The sequence below is a fragment of the Brachybacterium squillarum M-6-3 genome (assembly GCF_000225825.1).
GTDB classification, from domain to species: domain Bacteria; phylum Actinomycetota; class Actinomycetes; order Actinomycetales; family Dermabacteraceae; genus Brachybacterium; species Brachybacterium squillarum.
In genome coordinates this window covers 474,065-491,524 of sequence record NZ_AGBX01000007.1, presented here as the reverse complement: position 1 = coordinate 491,524, position 17,460 = coordinate 474,065, and the positions used below count along the sequence as shown (strand labels likewise).

Sequence of the window (17,460 nt, the reverse complement as noted above, 5' to 3'; positions counted from 1 at the left end):
TGCGGGTCGCTTACCGGACCCGTAACAGTCGGACAACGCTGTATCGCGGCTGACGTGCGGAAAAGACGATCAGTGGGCCGGGAGATGGACGGCGCGCCATCCGGCCGCCCGCGCGGCCGTGACGTTGCCCGGTCCATCGTCCAGGAAGGCGATCGTCGCGGGCTCCACCCTCCGCCCGAGCACCGCCTCGATACGGGCGAGCGCCCGGGCGTAGGCCTCCGGGTCGGGCTTCGCCGCGCCGAGCTCGGCCGAGTTCAGCAGTCGGTCCCCATGGGCCAGCTCGCCCAGCCCCAGCGCGGTCAGCTCCGCCCGCACCTGATCGGTGCCGTTGGTGAAGACGAAGGCGGGGCGGCCCGTCCCCTCCGCTTCGCGCAGCAGCGCCTGCACCGCGGGATCGATGGTGGCCGGAGTCGTGGCCCAGCGTTGCACGGCGGCCTCTGCAGCCTGCGGGGCGAGCCCCTCGGCGGCGAGGGTGGCGACGACGGCCTCACGCCACTGGCGGTGGGTGGCGCGGCCGGTGCTCACCTCGGCGAGGATCGGGTGGCGCAGGACGATCCGCCGCAGCCGGCCGGGAGCGAGGCCCAGTTCCGCGTCGAGCGAGGGCCACAGGTCCTCGGGGAAGCGGCGCAGCACCCCGTCCAGGTCGCTGACCACCACGGCCACGGCGGGCTCCCGGGTCAGGTCCCGGAAGGCCGTCAGGGCGTCGGTGCGTGCAGGGGAGCTCATGGTCACCAGGCTAGGGGTCCCCGCTGCCGCGCGTGCGGGACCACGCGGCGGGGGAGTGGAGCCCGGGCCGGGACGCACGAGAGCCCCCACCGATCACGGTGGGGGCTCTCGGAGGTCCGAGGTCCGGGCGCGCGGCCCGGGGGGAACCGCTCAGGCGCTGAGCTTCTGCACCTTGCCGGCCTTGAGGCAGGAGGTGCAGACGTTCAACTTCTGGGGGGTGCCCTTGATCACGGCGCGCACGGTCTGGATGTTCGGGTTCCAGCGGCGCGAGGTGCGGCGGTGCGAGTGGGACACGCTCTTGCCGAAGCTCGGGCCCTTGGCGCAGATGTCACACGTGGAAGCCACTGTCGTCTCCTGAAGAATCGAAATCTGTACGGGTGCCCACCCGAGCCGACGTCCGCCGGCGGATCGTGGGAACCGGGCAGATCGGGGCCGGTGACCTGGGCATCGCGCGGGGACGCACGGCCCCCGTGGGTCAGGGCAACCCCGGCAGTGTATCCCACGGGCACCGCCGGGATGAAGGCGGAGGGCACGCCCGGGGCCTGTGCCATCGGACACAGCCCCGCGCACGGCCGCGCAGGCGGTGCACCGGGGCTGGCCTTCCCCACGCGGGCGGCGCTGCGCTCATCCGTCGGTGGCGGCCGGTAGCGTCGTCCCCGCACAGACTATCGGGCCCGCGCGCGGGCGAGGGAGGCGGCCGTCGGCCGGGGAAGGAGGGCTCGATGGCCCGCTCGACCTCCGCCGCCGCGGCCTCGGCCGCGCCGCCCGGCACCGCCCTGAAGGAGCTGCTGCCGCCGAAGGAGGCCAAGGCGATGGCCGGCTTCGGGGTGCGCGACCTCGACACCATGCTGCGCTTCCCCCCGCGCCGCTACACGCGCCCCGCCCCGCTGCGTGCCCTCGACGAGATCGCCGAGGGGGAGGAGATGAGCGCCGTCGTGCAGGTCGTCTCCGTGCGCGACCGGCGCATGCGCTCGCGCTACGGCTTCCTGCTGGAGGCCGTCGTCACCGACGGCGACCACGAGCTCACCCTCACCTTCTTCCTGCCCAAGGACCACATGGTCCACTGGCACCGCCAGAACCTGGTCGAGGGCCGCTGGTACACGGTCTACGGCAACGCCGGGATCAACTCCCGCACCGGGCAGCGCCAGCTCACTCATCCGCGCTACGAGCCCTACGAGGGCACCCCCGAGGGGCGTGCCCGCGCCGAGCGGCCGCTGCCGGTGTACCCGCTGAAGAAGACCATCGCCCAGGGCACCATGCGCGACGCCACCCTGCACGGCCTCGAGCACACGGAGCTGCTCTCCCGGGTGCTGCCCGAGGACGTGATCCGTCGCCGCGGTCTGCTCCCGCTCGACCAGGCCGTCGCCGGGGTCCACCATCCCCTCACCGAGCAGGACATCACCGCCGGGATGGCGCACCTGGTCACCGAGGAGGCCTTCGTGCTGCAGGCGATCTTCGCGCGTCGCCGCGCCCAGGACGCCCGCACCCCCGCCCCGGCCCTACGCGCCACCGGACCCCTGCAGGGTGCCCTCGAGGAGCGCCTGCCCTTCGAGCTCACCGACGGTCAGCGGGAGGTCGGCGCCCAGATCGACGAGCGCCTGGCCCGGGAGCACCCCACCAGCGTGCTGCTGCAGGGCGACGTGGGCTCCGGCAAGACGGTGATCGCGCTGCGGGCCATGCTCCGCGCCGTCGACTCGGGCCACCAGGCCGCGCTGCTCGCCCCCACCGAGGTCCTCGCCGAGCAGCACCACCGCACCCTCACTGCGATGCTCGGCGAGCTCGCCCGCGCCGGTCAGCTCGACGGCCACCCCGACGCCACCCGGGTGCGGCTGCTCACCGGCTCCCAGCGCACCGCCGCCCGCCGCGAGACCCTGCTGGACGTCACCTCCGGGCAGGCCGGCATCGTCATCGGCACCCATGCCCTGCTCACCGAGTCCGTCGAGTTCGCCTCCCTCGGCCTCGTCGTCATCGACGAACAGCACCGCTTCGGCGTCGACCACCGCCGTCGCCTGCGCACCAAGGGCCCCGACGGCATGAGCCCCCACGTCGTCGTCATGACCGCCACCCCCATCCCGCGCACCGCGGCCCTCGCCACCGTCGGCGACCTCGACGTGCTCACCCTGCGCGAGAGCCCCGGCCGTCGCGCCGGCGTGACCAGCTACGTGGTCCCCGAGCAGCAGCCCGCCTGGGAGCAGCGCATGTGGGCCCGCGCCGGGGAGGAGATCGCCGCCGGACGGCAGGTGTTCGTGGTCTGCCCCCGCATCGAGGAGGACGGCACGGAGGACACCGGGGAGCCCGGCGAGGACGGCGCGGAGTCCTGGCGCGGGGAGGACGGCGCCCTGCTGGCCCCGCCGCCCGAGACGGGCATGGCCGGGCAGACGATCCTTCCGCCGCGCGGGGTGGTCGAGACCGCCGAGCGCCTCGCCGCCCGCCCGGAGCTGGCCGGCGCCCGCATCGGGATCCTCCACGGCCGCCTCGCCCCCGAGGAGAAGCAGCAGGTGATGGACGAGGTCCAGGCCGGTCGCATCGACCTGCTGGTCGCCACCACCGTGATCGAGGTGGGCGTGGACGTGCCCAACGCCTCCGTGATGGTGATGCTGGACGCGGAGCGCTTCGGCGTCTCCCAGCTGCACCAGCTGCGCGGGCGCGTCGGCCGCGGCGAGCACCCCGGCATCGCCTTCCTCGACACCCGCACCGACCCCGGCTCCCCGGCCGCCGAGCACCTGGCCTCCATCGCCGAGGCCGCCGACGGCTTCGCCCTCGCCGAGCTGGACCTGGCCCGCCGCGGCGCCGGTGACCTGGTGGGGGAGGTGCAGTCCGGACTCGGCCGCACCCTGCGCCACCTCGACGTGATCCGCGATGCCGCCGTCATCGAGCAGGCCCGTGAGGACGCCTTCGCCGTGCTCGCCGCCGACCCCGAGCTGGAGGGCCACCCGCAGCTCGCCGCCGCGATCGACGCGCGCCTGCGCGACGCCGACCCCGACGTGGAGAGGAGCTGAGATGCCCCGCATCATCGCCGGCACCCTGGGGGGACGCCCCGTGCCGGGCACCGTCGCCAAGGGCACCCGCCCCACCTCCGACCGGGTGCGCGAGGCCCTGTTCTCCCGCCTGACCGGCTGGGACGCCCTGGCCGGGGCGCGGGTGCTGGACCTCTACGCCGGCACCGGGGCACTTGCCTTCGAGGCCCTCTCCCGGGGCGCCGCCTCCGCGCTGCTGGTCGAGACCCACGCCCCCACCGCCCGCTCCCTCCGTGCCACCGCGAAGGAGCTGGGCCTCGCGGAGCGATGCGAGGTCCGTGCCGGCAAGGCCGAGACCGTCGCCGCACAGCTCGCCTCCGATCACCCCGCCCCAGCCGCGCATCCGTTCCTTCCCGCGGACCTGGTCTTCCTCGACCCGCCCTACGTCGTGGACACCTCCGTGCTGGAGGACCTCCTGGCCACCCTCGCCCCGGCTCTGGCTGCCGAGGCGCTGGTCGTCATCGAACGCTCCAGCCGCAGCCGCCCCATCGCCTGGCCCGAGGGCTGGGGCGACGACGGCACCAAGACCTACGGCGAGACCGTCCTCCAGTACGGCGGCCCCCTCGCCCCCTGATCCCTCCGGGTGGGGTCGCGCCGCCGAGATCTGCGTTCGGGTTGTTCTGAGCGCCCAGGACAACCCGAACGCAGATCTCGGCAAGCAGGAGGCTGCCCAGGGGCCGCGGCTCTGCCGTGAGGGGATCAGCGGGTGGCGGAGAACGCTGTGCAGACAACCCCGGGCGGCGCAGGCTCGGGGCATGACCAGCACCGAGACCACACCTCCCGCCGCCCTCGCCGACCGCACCGCCACCGGCCTGCTGCACCAGCGCATCCTGCTGCTGGACCGCGAGCTCGACCAGGACAACGGCGCCCGCCTCTGCGCCCACCTCTTGCTGCTCGCCTCCGAGGACCCGCAGCGCGACATCACCCTGCTCATCAACTCCCCGGGCGGACTGGTCCCGGCCATGCTGGCGATCGGCGACCTGATGGACCTCGTGCCCTGCGACGTGCGCACCGTGGGCCTGGGCATGTCCTACAGCGCCGGGCAGTACCTGCTCACCCACGGCACCCCCGGCAAGCGGTACGTGCTGCCCCACGGCCGGGTGCTCATGCACCAGGGCTCGGCAGGGTTCGGCGGCAGCGCCGCGGACATCGAGCTGCAGGCCGAGGACCTGCGCCGCAACCGCGACCTGCTCATCGCGATCACCGCCGAGCGCACCGGGCAGAGCCGGGAGACCATCGCGCGCGACTCCGAGCGCGACCGCATCTGGGAGGCCGAGGAGGCCGTCGCCTACGGCTTCTGCGACCACGTCCTCACCGGCCTGTCCCAGCTGCTGCCGCTCGGGGCGCCGGTCTCGCGCGGCGGCTTCGGCACCGGGCAGGTGGACGGAACGCAGGTCGGTGCCGCTCAGACCGGAGTCGGCCAGGAGATGCGGCGATGAGCAGCTACACGATCCCCAACGTCCTGGAGACCACCGCCCGCGGCGGCGAGCGCAGCGCCGACATCTTCTCCCGGCTGCTCTCGGACCGGATCGTCTACCTGGGCACCGGCATCGACGACGGCGTGGCCAACACCGTGATCGCGCAGGTGCTGCACCTGGAGAACGACGCCCCGGACCGGCCGATCCAGCTCTACCTGAACTCCGAGGGCGGCGACGCGCAGGCCGTGCTCGCCATCCACGACGCCCTCGCCTACGTACGCTGCGAGGTGGCCGTGACCTGCATCGGCCAGGTCATCGCCGCTCCGGTGGTGCTGCTCGCGGCGGGCACCCCCGGCCAGCGCAGCGTCCTGCCCCACGCCCGGGTGGTGCTGCACCCCCTGGAGGCCAGCGGCCGCGGCGCCGTGCCCGACCTGATCCTCGCCACCCAGGAGGTGCAGCGGGTGCGGCGTGAGCTGGAGGCGGTGCTCGCCGAGCACAGCGGACGCGACCTCGCCACGGTCCGCGCCGATCTGGAGCGAGAACGGGTGCTGGACGCCGAGCAGGCCGTCGCCTACGGCCTGGCCGACCGGGTGCTGCGCCGCCGCTGAGCGTCATGCCCGGGCGGTGCGCTCCGGGGAATCGCGGTGCCCCGGGGAGCGCCGGGAGGTCAGGCGGCCAGTCGCACCGCCGCCGTGGCGCCTCGATGCCGGGCGGGCGGGAACGGTGCGGGGGAGCGGTACAGGGAACGCAGCTCCAGCACCCGGGGCCGCGCGGTTCCGGTGTCGGCGGAGGCTTCGGTGATCCGGCGGGTCAGGTCCAGCACCCCGAGGCCGAGCGCCCCGGCGATCGCGGCGAGCAGCTCGGAGGAGGGATCCTTCCGGCCCCGCTCCACGTCCGAGAGGTGCTGCATGCTCACCCCGCTCGCCGTCGCGACCTGCGCCAGGGTTCGGCCCTGGCGGTGCCGCTCCGCGCGCAGCACCCCACCGATCAGTTCACGCAGCAGCGGCTCCGGGGTCTCCATGACCGGAGACTACGACGGCCCGGCCCGCCGCGCCCGGGCCTCCGCCCTGAGCGGAACCGTCCCGCCTACCGTGGAGCCGTGAGCATCGAGGGGACCCGGCAGGCGTACGGGCGCCGTGCCGCCGAGTACGCGGCACGGCTCGGTGAGGTCGAGCTCCTGGCCCCCGCCGACCGCCGCACCATCGAGACCTGGGCCGACGGTGTCACCGGCCCGATCCTCGACCTCGGCTGCGGCCCCGGCCAGTGGGCCGCCCACCTCGCCGGCCGCGGCCATGCCGTGACCGGCTGGGACCCCGTGCCCGCCTTCGTCGAGGCCACCCGCGCCCGAGGCGTCCCCGCGCGGACCGGTCAGGTCGCCGACCTCTCCGGAACCCCCGGCGCCTGGGGAGGGATCCTCGCCTGGTACTCCCTCATCCACCTCGAACCGGCCGCGATGCCCGCCGCGCTCGCCGACCTTCACGGAGCGCTGAAGCCGGGCGGGCAGCTGCTGCTGGGCTTCTTCGACATCAGTTCCTCCGCCGAACCCTTCGACCATGCCGTGACCAGGGCGTATGCCTGGCCGTGCGACGTCCTGGCGGGGATGGCGGCCGAGGCCGGCTTCCGCATCGAGCAGGAGGAGCGGCGCACCGACCCGGGAGCACGGCCTCACGCCGCGATCCACGCACGCCGCCCGTGACCCGAGGGCTGTCCACCAGATGGATCACAGGAGCCAGCGGCCTGCATATGGCGGGGCGGTGTCTCCCTCGATCCATCTCATGGACAGGCCCGCGGGTGCCGCCGGTGCCCGCCCGGCCTCCGGCTACGGTGAGGCCAGGACCACCTGCCCCGAAGCCCCGGCCCAGCCCGCCCTCGCCGACCTCGACTGGCCGGTGCGCACCGAGCGGCTGGTCCTGCGCCCCGCGCGCTCCGAGGATGCCGCGGCGATCTGGCCCTGGCTTGGGGACCCGGACGTGCAGCGGTGGACCACCACCCTCTCCGCCACCCCCGAGGCGCACCAGCAGTGGTGGGACCACCGGTTGGACACGACCGTGGTGGCCGAGCTCGACGGCACGATCGTCGCCACCGGGATGATCCGCCGCGACGACGCCTGGGGCCAGGCCGACGTGGCCGAGCAGGCCCGCGGCACCGTCGCCGAGATCGGCTGGGTCCTGGACCCCGCCCACCAGGGGCAGGGCCTCGGCACCGAGCTCGCCGCCGCCCTGCGGGACCTCGCCTTCGACGGCCTCGGGGTGCGGCGCGTGGTCGCCGAGTGCTTCGCCGCGAACCTCGCCTCCCGGCGGGTGATGGAGAAGATCGGCCTGCGCCACGAGGCCACCCACCGCCAGGACTCCCTCCACCGCAGCGGGGAGTGGATGGACGGGATGAGCTATGCGCAGCTCGCCGGCGAGCACGAGGGCACGCCCCTTCCCGCCACGGAGGGCTGACGGGGACGCCTCCGACTGCGAGGATGGGGCCCAGCGCGCGGCGCCGCCGCCGAGAGGGAGGGAGCCCCGATGACCACCACCGCCACCTTCACCATCGACCTGCGACCCGCCGAGCCGCTGCTGGAGAGCGGGGAGCGCTTCACCTTCACCAAGACCTGGTCCGGCGCCCTGGAGGGGCAGAGCACCGGGGTGATGCTCACCGCCGGGGAGCCCTCCGCGGGCGACGCCGGCTACGTGGCCGCCGAGGTCTTCGAGGGCACCCTGCGCGGCGCCCGCGGCACCCTCGCCTTCCACCAGCTCGGCGCCATGTCCGGCGGCGACCCGGGCCTCACCTACGCGATCGCCCCCGGCTCCGGCACCGGCGAGCTGGCCGGCACCACCGGCACCCTCGAGATCGGCGAGATCGAGGAGAGCGGCCGCCACCACGTCACCCTCACCCTGGAGACCACCCCGATCGCCCTGGACCGGCGGATACAGTGAGGCCATGAGCAGCCCGCGCACGAGCACCGTCGTCCTGCCCGGCAGCTTCGACCCCTTCACCCTGGGCCACCTCGACCTCGCCCGCCGGGCCGCCGCGCTCGCCGAGCACGTCGTCGTCGCCGTCTCCCACAACCCGGGCAAGAAGAACCTGCTGGACCTCGAGACCCGCCGCAGCGTGATCGCCGAGACCCTGCAGGCGGAGGGTCTCGACGGCCGCACCGAGATCCGCACCCTCGGCCGCGGCCTGCTGGTCGACTTCTGCCGCGAGGTCGGCGCCGGCGCGGTCGTGCGCGGCCTGCGCTCCCAGCTCGACCTGGCCTACGAGGAGCCGATGGCGCGGATGAACCGCCACCTCGCGGACATCGACACCGTCTTCCTGCTCACCGACCAGAACCTGGCCCACATCTCCTCCAGCCTGGTGCGGGAGGTGCACGCCCTCGGCGGTGAGGTCGACGACATGCTCCCGCCGGCCGCCGTCGCCGCCCTCGCCGACGTATCCTGATCCGTCACCCCGACCACCCCGAGGAGGGTTCCCGCATGCCCACGAACCCCGACAGCCCCTTCGACGGCGCCCTGCGTTTCGACGCCGTCGACCTGATCGGCAAGCCCGGCACCCACCGTGCCGTCGAGCGCACCGTGCCCGCCCCCGCCCGCGACGACCTCGGTGTGGCCATGCAGCCCGCGCCCGGCGAGCCCATCGAGGTCGCCGCCGAGCTCGAGTCCGTCGTCGAGGGCATCTACGCCCACGGCACCGCCACCACCGAGCTGGTGGGGGAGTGCTCCCGCTGCCTCGACCCCGTCACCCAGGACATCGCCGTCCGCCTGGACGAGCTGTTCCTGTTCCCCGAGAAGGTCAAGGCCGACGAGCGCGAGGACGCCGTGCTGATGGAGGACGACATCGTCGACCTCGGCCCCCTGGTGCGCGACGGCCTCGCCGTCGAGGCCGAGGACCGGCCGCTGTGCCGCCCCGACTGCCCCGGCCTGTGCCCCCAGTGCGGCTTCCGCATGGAGGACGACCCCGAGCACCACCACGAGGTGATCGACGACCGCTTCGCCGCGCTGCAGGGCTTCTTCGACGACGACGCCGCCGAGGGCGGGACCCGCGAGGATCGGGGCTGATGGCCCGGCGCCGCCAGGCCACCGAGGCCGCGGACCCCACCGCCCTGCTGCACGCCCTCCCGCTGGACGGCGCCCAGGCCGCGGACCTGCGCGAGTCCGGGCTGCTGGACCTCGCGCTGACCCACCGCTCCTACGCCTACGAGCACGACGGGCTGCCCCACAACGAGCGCCTCGAGTTCCTCGGCGACGCGGTGCTGCAGCTCGCCGTCACCGAGAAGCTGTACGCGGACCACCCGAGCCTGCCCGAGGGCGACCTCGCCCGCCGCCGCGCCGGCACCGTCTCCTCCCGGGCGCTCGCCGTGATCGCCAGCCGCCTCGAGCTCGGCTCCTACGTGCGTCTGGGCCGCGGCGAGGACCTCACGGGCGGCCGCGCCAAGATCTCGATCCTCGCCGACACCACCGAGGCCGTCATCGGCGCCGTGCACCTGGCCTGCGGGCAGGACGTCTCCCGCCGCTTCGTGCTGGACCTGATGGCCCCGCTGCTGGACTCCGACGAGTTCCTCGAGACCAGCTACGACTTCAAGTCGCGCCTGCAGGAGATCGCCGCCGAGTCCGGCGCCACCCCCGCCTACCGGCTCAGCGAGTCAGGCCTCGAGCACGACAAGACCTTCACCGCCACCGTGACCGTGGCCGGGGTGGTCACCGCCAGCGGAGAGGGCCACTCCAAGAAGGACGCCGAGCTCGCCGCCGCCCAGACCGCGGTGCGCACCGTGCTGGCCGCGCGCGGCGAGACCCTCATCCCCCGGGGCTGAGCATTGCCTGAGCTGCCCGAGGTCGAGGTCGTCCGCCGCGGCCTGGAGCCGCACGTGCTCGGCCGCACCGTCACCGGCCTGGAGCTGCTGGACGCCCGCATCATCCGCCGCCAGCACGGCGGGGAGGACCGCCTGCGCGACGGCCTGCTCGGTGCCCGCATCGACGCCGTCGCCCGCCGCGGCAAGTTCCTCTGGCTGCGCCTGTCCGAGCCCGACGGCGGCGACCGCGGGGACGCCCTGGTCGCCCACCTCGGCATGAGCGGCCAGCTGCGCCTGCGCGGCGTGCTCCCCGAACCCGGCGACCCCGCGGCCGTGCCCGCCCCCTCGGAGGGGCCCGCCTCCGACCCGCTGCGCCACCGCCGCCTCACCCTCACGCTGGACGACGGCGCGCGGCTGGACATGATCGACCAGCGGCTCTTCGGCGGCATCTGGACCAGTCCCCTCGATGAGGCGGCCGACGGCCGTCCCGCCGGCCGGGGCAACCCCGACGCGCTGCTGCCCCGCGACGCCCGCGACATCGCCCGCGACCTCCTGGACCCCGCCGCGGACCTGCCCGGCATCGCCCGGGCGATCCGCGCCCGCCGCGCCCCCGTGAAGTCGCTGCTGCTGTCCCAGGGCATCGTCAGCGGCATCGGCAACATCTACGCCGACGAGGGCCTGTGGCAGGCCCGCACCCGCTACGACACCCCCGGCAGCCTGCTCAGCCAGCGCCGGGCCCTGGCGATCCTGCGCGGCACCCGCGACGTGATGGAGCGGGCCCTGGAGGTGGGCGGCACCAGCTTCGACGCGCTGTACGTGAACGTCGACGGCCGCAGCGGGTACTTCGCCCGATCCCTGGCGGTCTACGGCCGCGACGGCGAACCCTGCCCGCGGTGCGGTAAATTGATCGCTCGCGCAGTCCACCAGGGACGATCGAGTCATTTCTGCCCCGGCTGCCAGCGGATTCCCACCCCGGCCGCCGCCCCCGCGGAGGCCCGACGCAGGAAGGATCACCGTGAAAGCGATGGATGAGCGCACCCCGATCCGGGTGATGCTGGTGGACGACCACGAGGTGGTCCGTCGCGGCATCGTCACCGCGATCGAGGCCGACCCCCGACTCAGCGTGATCGGCGAGGCCTCCGGTGTCGCCGAGGCCACCCGTCGCCTCCCCGCGATCCGCCCGCAGGTGCTGGTGGTGGACCTGCAGCTGCCCGACGGCACCGGCATCGACGTGATGCGCCGGGCTCGCGAGATCGACGCCGAGCAGCCCATGCTGGTGCTCACCAGCTTCGACGACGACGCCGCGCTGCGGGAGTCCCGCGCCGCCGGCGCCTCCGGCCTGATGCTGAAGTCCGCCCGCTCCAAGGAGATCGTCGAGGCGATCGTCGCGATCCACGGCGGCGCCTCCGTCTGGCCCAGCGGCCACGAGGACCAGGAGCCGGACCTCTCCGAGTCCGACCGCCGGATCGTGGAGCTGATCGGCGACGGCCACTCCAACCGGGAGATCGCCGACTCCCTCGGCATCGCCGAGAAGACCGTGAAGAACCGGGTGACGGTGATCCTGCAGACCCTCGGGATGCAGCGCCGCACCCAGGTCGCCGCGATGGTCGCGGCCCGTCGCCGCGCCGGCTGGAAGTGATCCCCGCCCCTGATCCCGCCGCTCAGGCGACGATCGGCAGCGTCACCCGCCAGGAGATCATCGTGCCCGGCTCGAGGTTGAAGGCGTCCACCCATCCGGCGTGACGCCGCGCCCGGCTGGACATGTTCGCCAGCCCGCTGCGGCGCGACACCCCCGGGTCGATCCCGCGGCCGTTGTCGGAGACGTTGACCTGCACCACCCGGTCCACGCCCTCGCTGAACACGCTCACCGAGACGGCGACGGCGCTGGCGTGGGCGTGGCGGGCGGCGTTCGCGAGGCCCTCGCGCACCACGGCGACGACGTCCTCGGCGATCTCCGGGGGCAGCTCCTCGTCGAGGTCCGGCGGGTGCGGGGGCATCCGCAGGCCCGGAACGAAGCCCAGCCCGGAGGTGGCCAGCCCCACCTCGTGCCGCAGCCGCTCGGCGAGGGTCGCCTCGACCCGCTCGCGGCGCAGCGACTGCACGATCTGGCGGATCTGGGCGACGGCGTTCTCGACCCCCTGCACGGAGGTGGCCACGGAGCTCCGCAGCCGGGCGTTGGTGGGCGGCTCCCCGGTGGTCGAGAGCGCCTCGGTGAGGCTCTCCAGCTCCATCCCCACCGCGAACAGCTCCTGGACGGCGAGGTCGTGCAGGTCGCGGGCGATGCGGCGACGCTCGTCGTCCAGCTCCGGGTCGCCGCCCATGTCGGGGACGCGCAGGGCGATTCCCACCAGTCCCGCGAGGGCGTCCAGCCGCTCCCGGTCGGCGGGGGAGAAGGTGCCGTGCTTGGAGGCGTGCAGCACCGCCAGCGCGCCCACGCCGTGCTCGCCGGCGTCCACGGCCGCGACCAGCGCCGGCCGGTGCTCGCCCTCGGTGCCGGTGGGCAGGTCGCCGATCACCTCGATGCCCTCGGGGTCGGCCGCGGTCAGGGCGAGTCCGAGCGCCCCGGCGGGGTCGATCTCCAGTCCCAGCATCGAGGCGCTGTCCTTCCCGGCCACCAGCTCGATGCTCCACAGGTCCTCCCGCACGGGCATCACCAGCAGGGCGCTGCGGGCGGAGAGGTCGCTGCGCGCCGATCTGAGCAGGAGCTCGAGCACGTCCTCGGTGTCGGCCCCGGCGAGGACGGCCCCGGCGAGATCCTGCACCCGGGAGCGCTCCGGGCCTCCCGGCGTGTTGCGCGGCACCACGGGCGTGGGGGCGGTGGCGGGTGGGGTCATGGTGCTACCTCGTTCACGGTGCGGCCCCCCTCGGCGATCCGCAGGACGCGGGTGCCGGAGGGGAGGGCCTCGGGGCGGTGGGTGACGACGACGACGGTGGTCGCCGCGGGCACCAGGACGGTGTCGCCAGGGGTCAGCAGGGCGCGCAGCAGGGCGTCGCCGCGGGCGGTGTCCAAGTGCTCGGTGGGCTCGTCCAGCAGCAGCACGGGGCCGCGGCGCAGGACGGCGCGGGCCAGCAGCAGGCGGCGGCGCTCCCCGCCGGAGACGTCGGTGCCGTCGGGGCCGAGCAGGGTGTCGAGGCCCTGGGGGAGACCGGCCAGCCAGTCGCCGAGCCCCACGGCCTCCAGGGCGATGACCAGCTCAGCGTCCTCCAGGTCCCCGCGGACGATGCGCAGGTTCTCCCGCAGGGTGGTCGCGAAGACGTGGGCGTCCTCGGCGAAGCAGGTCACGGTGGCACGCACCTGCTCCGGGGGTAGCGCCGCGAGGTCCTGCCCGTCCAGCTCGACGCGACCGGCGACCGGGTCCAGGAGCCCGGCGAGGGTCGTCAGCAGGGTGGACTTGCCGATCCCGGAGCCGCCGAGGACGGCGAGCCGAGAGCCCGGCGGGAGGTCGAGGGTCAGGTCCCGCACGCGCACCGCCTCGGGGGTCCAGCCGGCGTCGAGGTCGGCGGCGCGCAGTCGGGCGCGCTCGGGCGCCACGGGCGGTCGTGCCTCCCCGGCGGGGTCGGGGAGGGGATGGCGGGGGTCGAGGGGCCCGGCGACCTCCCGCAGGCGGGCGGCGGCGGCCCGGGAGCGGGCGAGCTGCGCGGCCGCCGCGGGCAGGGCGGTGGCGGCCTCGAAGGAGGACAGCGGCAGCAGCAGGAGGATGCCGATCTGGCCGGCGCTCGCCCCGCCCGCGGTCCAGGCGGCTCCGGCGGCCAGCAGCGAGCCGAGGGTGGCCAGCAGGATGCTCGCGGGGACCACGGCGGCGGCCACCGCGGAGGGCAGGGCGGCCCGGTCCACGGCGGCGGCGTGCGCGTCCTGCGCCTCGCGCAGTCCGTCCAGGGCGGGGGTGAGGCGCCCGTCGACCCGCAGGGCGGTCGCGTCGTCGAGCACGCCGAGCGCGGAGGAGGTGACCGCGGCGCGGGTGTCCAACGAGGCCGCCTCGCGGGCGCGGGCGGCACGGTAGGCGGCCAGCGGGCCGAGGACGGCCGCGACCGCCTGAGCCAGCAGCATCACCCCGGCGGCGAGCGGCGACAGGGGGGCGATGGTCACCACCGCCACCACGGCCATCACGGCGGCGACCATCGCCGGGACGACGGCGAGGATCACGTGGTCGGCGAGCTCCTGGGCGTCGTCGCCGATCCGAGCCAGCACATCGCCGCGGCGCAGCCGGGTCAGGGCGTCGTCGGTGCGGGCGGCCAGCGCCGTGAACAGGGTGGTGCGCAGCGAGACCACTCCGCGCAGGGCGACGTCGTGGGTGAGCATTCGGTCCAGCCAGCGGAACACGCCGCGGGAGACGCCGAGGGCGCGCACCGCGACCACGGCGACGGTGAGGTCCAGCACCGGGGGCATGGTCCAGGCGCGGGTGACGAGGTAGGCGGAGACGGCGGCGAGAGCGAAGGCCGCGCCGAGGGTGGCGCAGGCGGCGAGCACCGCGGCCAGCAGCCGCCCGCGGGGGATGGCCAGGGCGCGCTGCACCTCGGCCAGGGGCGTGTCACGGCGGCGGGCGGTGCGTGCGGGGTCCGGCGTCGGACGCAGGGCGGTGCTCATGCGGGGGACACCTCCTGCCGGGCGGGACCGGCGGCGGGGGCGGTGTGCACCTCGACCATCGTGTCCGCGGCCTCGATCAGCCGGGAGCGGTGGGCGACCAGCAGCACGGTGCGGCCCTGGGCGCGCAGGGCTGCGATGGTGTCCAGCACCTTCTGCTCGCTCGCCCCGTCGAGGTGGGCGGTGGGCTCGTCGAGCACCACCAGCGGGGCGGGGGAGAGCAGGGCGCGGGCCAGGGCCAGACGCTGCCGCTCCCCGAGGGAGAGCCCCTGGCCACCGCGGCCGACCGGCGCCTCGGGGCCGCGCTCGGCGATCACCGCGTCCAGCCCTGTCCGCCGGGCGGCCTCCCGCCGGGCGGCGGCGTCCGCGGAAGGGGCGGCCTCGGCGAGCACGGAGGCGAGGGTGCCGGCGGGCAGCACCGGGCGCTGGGGGAGCAGCGCCACCTGGCGCCACAGGCTCTCCCGCTCCAGCGCGGTCACAGGGAGCACGGCGCCGTCGGCAGCGACCACCTCGGCGCGGCCGCGCGTGGGCTCCAGCAGGCCCAGCAGCACCCACACCGCGGTGGTCTTGCCCGCCCCCGAGGCGCCGGTCAGGGCGAGCACGCGCCCGGGGGCGAGGTCGAGGTCGAGGCCCGCGGGGGCGAGGCCCTCCCGGGAGGTCACGTCCACGCCGCGCAGCCGCAGGGCGGCGGTGGCGAGGTCGGGGGCGGGCTCGCTGCCGTCGGCGGGGAGCGGCTCCTCGAGCACCTCGAAGGCGGCGGTCACGGCGGCGAGCCCGTCGGTGGAGGCGTGGTACTGCGAGCCGACCGCGCGCAGCGGCAGGTACACCTCGGGGGCGAGCACCAGGATCGCGAGCGCCGGGGCCAGCTCCATCTCCCCGTAGACCAGGCGCATCCCGATGCTCACCGCCACCAGGGCGACGCACAGGGTCGCCAGCAGCTCCAGGACCATCGAGGAGAGGAAGGCGTAGCGCAGGGAGCCCAGCGCGGAGCGTCGGTGCCGTTCGCCGAGCTCGTGCACCACTCGCTCGGGGCCCTTCTCCCGGCCCAGCGCCCGCAGGGTCGGCAGGCCGTCCACCAGGTCCAGCAGCTGCGCCCACAGCGAGCGCATGTCCGCCAGCAGCCGCTCGGAGCGGCCCTCGGTGAGCTTCCCGATCAGGATCATGAAGACCGGGATCAGCGGCAGGGTGACCACGGCGATGACCGCGCTCAGCGGATCCAGCAGGGCGATCACCAGCAGGCACGCCGGGGTGACGGTCGCGGCGAGCATCAGCTGCGGCACGTAGCCCACCAGGTAGGGGCGCAGCTTCTCCAGACCCGTGGTGACAAGGCTGGTGAGGTCCGCGCCGCGGCCGGCGCCGGCGCGGGGGCCGAGCCGGGCGGCGTGCGCGACCACCCGGACGCGCAGCTCCGCGATGGCGGCGGTGGCGGCGCGGTGGGCGGTGGCCCGCTCGAGGAGCACCGCGGCGGCGCGCACCGCCAGGGCGAGGGCGAGCACGGCCAGCCAGCCGGGGGAGTCCGTCGGCCGGCTCCCGTCGACCAGCAGTCGGCTGCCGAGGGCGCCGACGGCCAGCGCCGTAGCGATCACGCAGAGGGCCTGCACCACGCCGAGCGCCACCGTGCGCAGCACGTGCCCGCGGGCGGCCCGCACCTCGCGCACGAGGCGCGGGTCCAGGGGCGCCCGTGAGGCGCGGCGGGCGGGCTCGTCGACCGCTGCCGTGACGTCGACCGGGCCCGGGGGCACAGCCGCGTCCGGGGCGGGCTCGGCGGTCTGCGTGGTCATCGCGGCCAGTCTGTCAGGCGGTCCTGACATGTCCGCGGGCCGGAGGTCACCACGATGCGGCCCTCCCCGTCCGGCTCAGTCCTGCTCGAAGGCCTGGCGGTAGCCGCGGCGGGCCTTCTCGACCAGGCCGCTGCCGGGCACCGGGCCCTCGTCCCCGGAGACCCGGTGGCGGAACACCCAGTAGGTCCAGCCCTGGTAGGCCAGCACCAGCGGCATGATGATCACGAATGCCCAGGTCATCACCGTCAGCGTGGTGGCGGTGGAGGAGGCATTGGCGACGGTCAGCGAGTTCGCCAGGTCGTTGCTGGCGGGCATCACGAAGGGGAACAGCCCGCCGAACAGGGTGATCGCGGCGGCGGCGATCGCCAGCGAGGTGGCGGCGAAGGCCCAGCCCTCGCGGCGCATCCGGGCCAGCGGCACCACGGCGATCAGGGCGAGGGCGGCCACGGCGATGGATGCCCAGGTCCAGGCCTGGTGGCTGTGGGCGAGCTGGAACCACAGCAGGTAGGCGGCGCCGACCACGATGGTGGGCCACACCAGGATCCCGGCCAGGCGATGGGCGTCCTCACGGAGCTCACCCTCGGTCTTCAGCGTCAGGTAGAGCGTGCCGTGCAGCCAGAACAGCAGCACGAAGGTGAGGCCGCCCAGCAGTGCGAAGGGGTTCAGCAGGCCCAGCAGGGAGGTGGTCACCCAGTGGTTCCGATCGATGCCGACACCGGCCACGATGTTGGAGAAGGCCACGCCCCACAGCAGCGCGGGGGCGAAGCCGCCGATCACGTGGATCACGTCCCAGGAGTTCTTCCAGCGCGGCGAGTCCTGCTTGTCGCGGTACTTGAAGGCGCACACGCGCACGATCAGCACCAGCAGGAGCAGCAGCAGCGCCAGGTAGAAGCCGGAGAACAGGGTGGCGTACCACTCGGGGAAGGCCGCGAAGATGGCGGCTCCGCCGGTGATCACCCAGACCTCGTTGCCGTCCCAGACGGGGCCGATGGTGCGCAGGATGGTGCCGCGCCGCGCGGTGGAGCCGCGGCCGAGGGCGGCCACGTTCATCTGCACCCCGAAGTCGAAGCCCTCCAGCACGAAGTAGCCGGTGAAGAAGAAGGCGATGATCGCGAACCACAGCGTCTGCAGCGCGGTGGGATCGAGCATGGCGTCCATGATC

At 74.9% G+C, this 17,460-nt stretch carries 19 protein-coding genes; 12 read left to right on the top strand and 7 right to left on the bottom strand.

Annotated features, from left to right (window positions below; translation table 11 throughout):
- Positions 1 to 69 precede the first annotated feature (69 nt).
- Both OM98_RS11920 and rpmB read right to left on the bottom strand, forming a co-directional pair.
- Positions 70 to 726, bottom strand: a complete 657-nt coding sequence (locus OM98_RS11920; RefSeq protein ID WP_029362838.1) for an HAD-IA family hydrolase — start codon at positions 724 to 726, stop codon at positions 70 to 72.
- 150 nt (positions 727 to 876) lie between these two features.
- Positions 877 to 1,071 carry a 50S ribosomal protein L28 gene (gene rpmB / locus OM98_RS11915; protein WP_010534859.1) on the bottom strand — a complete coding sequence of 65 codons (195 nt, stop codon included), beginning with the start codon at positions 1,069 to 1,071 and terminating at the stop codon, positions 877 to 879.
- A 377-nt stretch (positions 1,072 to 1,448) separates the two neighbouring features.
- Here rpmB and OM98_RS11910 point away from each other — a divergent pair, with 377 nt between their 5' ends.
- The 4 genes from OM98_RS11910 to OM98_RS11895 all read left to right on the top strand — a co-directional run bounded on the left by OM98_RS11910 (position 1,449) and on the right by OM98_RS11895 (position 5,769).
- Positions 1,449 to 3,725, top strand: a complete 2,277-nt coding sequence (locus OM98_RS11910) for an ATP-dependent DNA helicase RecG (RefSeq protein WP_010534858.1) — start codon at positions 1,449 to 1,451, stop codon at positions 3,723 to 3,725.
- A 1-nt stretch (position 3,726) separates the two neighbouring features.
- Entirely contained in the window at positions 3,727 to 4,317 is a 591-nt protein-coding gene (locus OM98_RS11905; RefSeq protein ID WP_010534857.1) for an RsmD family RNA methyltransferase, read from the top strand.
- Between the two features lie 181 nt (positions 4,318 to 4,498).
- Complete coding sequence (locus OM98_RS11900) at positions 4,499 to 5,182, top strand: ClpP family protease (protein WP_010534856.1); 684 nt, start codon at positions 4,499 to 4,501, stop codon at positions 5,180 to 5,182.
- Entirely contained in the window at positions 5,179 to 5,769 is a 591-nt protein-coding gene (locus OM98_RS11895) for a ClpP family protease (protein WP_010534855.1), read from the top strand. Before OM98_RS11900 ends, OM98_RS11895 begins: the two co-directional genes overlap by 4 nt.
- A 59-nt stretch (positions 5,770 to 5,828) precedes the next feature.
- Here OM98_RS11895 and OM98_RS14870 read toward each other — a convergent pair whose 3' ends face one another.
- Complete coding sequence (locus OM98_RS14870; protein WP_010534854.1) at positions 5,829 to 6,182, bottom strand: helix-turn-helix domain-containing protein; 354 nt, start codon at positions 6,180 to 6,182, stop codon at positions 5,829 to 5,831.
- 78 nt (positions 6,183 to 6,260) lie between these two features.
- Here OM98_RS14870 and OM98_RS11885 point away from each other — a divergent pair, with 78 nt between their 5' ends.
- The 8 genes from OM98_RS11885 (at position 6,261) to OM98_RS11850 (ending at position 11,574) form a co-directional block, all read left to right on the top strand.
- Positions 6,261 to 6,857 carry a class I SAM-dependent DNA methyltransferase gene (locus OM98_RS11885; protein ID WP_010534853.1) on the top strand — a complete coding sequence of 199 codons (597 nt, stop codon included), beginning with the start codon at positions 6,261 to 6,263 and terminating at the stop codon, positions 6,855 to 6,857.
- Between the two features lie 79 nt (positions 6,858 to 6,936).
- A complete protein-coding gene (locus tag OM98_RS11880; protein ID WP_010534852.1) occupies positions 6,937 to 7,605 on the top strand; it encodes a GNAT family N-acetyltransferase in 669 nt (222 codons plus the stop codon).
- A 69-nt stretch (positions 7,606 to 7,674) separates the two neighbouring features.
- Entirely contained in the window at positions 7,675 to 8,085 is a 411-nt protein-coding gene (locus tag OM98_RS11875) for a DUF3224 domain-containing protein (RefSeq protein WP_010534851.1), read from the top strand.
- 4 nt (positions 8,086 to 8,089) lie between these two features.
- Complete coding sequence (coaD, locus tag OM98_RS11870) at positions 8,090 to 8,587, top strand: pantetheine-phosphate adenylyltransferase (RefSeq protein WP_010534850.1); 498 nt, start codon at positions 8,090 to 8,092, stop codon at positions 8,585 to 8,587.
- A gap of 35 nt (positions 8,588 to 8,622) precedes the next feature.
- A complete protein-coding gene (locus tag OM98_RS11865; RefSeq protein ID WP_010534849.1) occupies positions 8,623 to 9,204 on the top strand; it encodes a YceD family protein in 582 nt (193 codons plus the stop codon).
- Positions 9,204 to 9,956, top strand: a complete 753-nt coding sequence (gene rnc / locus OM98_RS11860; protein WP_010534848.1) for a ribonuclease III — start codon at positions 9,204 to 9,206, stop codon at positions 9,954 to 9,956. The genes OM98_RS11865 and rnc overlap by 1 nt, the downstream gene beginning before the upstream one ends.
- A 3-nt stretch (positions 9,957 to 9,959) precedes the next feature.
- Positions 9,960 to 10,967, top strand: coding sequence for a bifunctional DNA-formamidopyrimidine glycosylase/DNA-(apurinic or apyrimidinic site) lyase (gene mutM / locus OM98_RS11855; RefSeq protein ID WP_010534847.1), 1,008 nt, complete (start codon positions 9,960 to 9,962; stop codon positions 10,965 to 10,967).
- Positions 10,960 to 11,574 (top strand): response regulator transcription factor, encoded by a 615-nt coding sequence (locus tag OM98_RS11850; protein ID WP_010534846.1) that lies wholly within the window; start codon positions 10,960 to 10,962, stop codon positions 11,572 to 11,574. The genes mutM and OM98_RS11850 overlap by 8 nt, the downstream gene beginning before the upstream one ends.
- 22 nt (positions 11,575 to 11,596) lie before the next feature.
- On the opposite strand, the gene OM98_RS11845 is transcribed toward OM98_RS11850, so the two are convergent.
- From OM98_RS11845 to cydB, 4 genes are all read right to left on the bottom strand, one after another.
- A complete protein-coding gene (locus tag OM98_RS11845; protein WP_010534845.1) occupies positions 11,597 to 12,769 on the bottom strand; it encodes a GAF domain-containing sensor histidine kinase in 1,173 nt (390 codons plus the stop codon).
- The gene (cydC, locus tag OM98_RS11840; RefSeq protein ID WP_010534844.1) at positions 12,766 to 14,520 is read right to left on the bottom strand and encodes a thiol reductant ABC exporter subunit CydC; all 1,755 of its coding nucleotides are present in this window, start codon (positions 14,518 to 14,520) and stop codon (positions 12,766 to 12,768) included. Before cydC ends, OM98_RS11845 begins: the two co-directional genes overlap by 4 nt.
- A complete protein-coding gene (gene cydD, locus OM98_RS11835) occupies positions 14,517 to 16,298 on the bottom strand; it encodes a thiol reductant ABC exporter subunit CydD (protein ID WP_010534843.1) in 1,782 nt (593 codons plus the stop codon). Before cydD ends, cydC begins: the two co-directional genes overlap by 4 nt.
- Before the next feature lie 75 nt (positions 16,299 to 16,373).
- Positions 16,374 to 17,456, bottom strand: coding sequence for a cytochrome d ubiquinol oxidase subunit II (gene cydB, locus OM98_RS11830; RefSeq protein ID WP_010534842.1), 1,083 nt, complete (start codon positions 17,454 to 17,456; stop codon positions 16,374 to 16,376).
- Positions 17,457 to 17,460 lie beyond the last annotated feature (4 nt).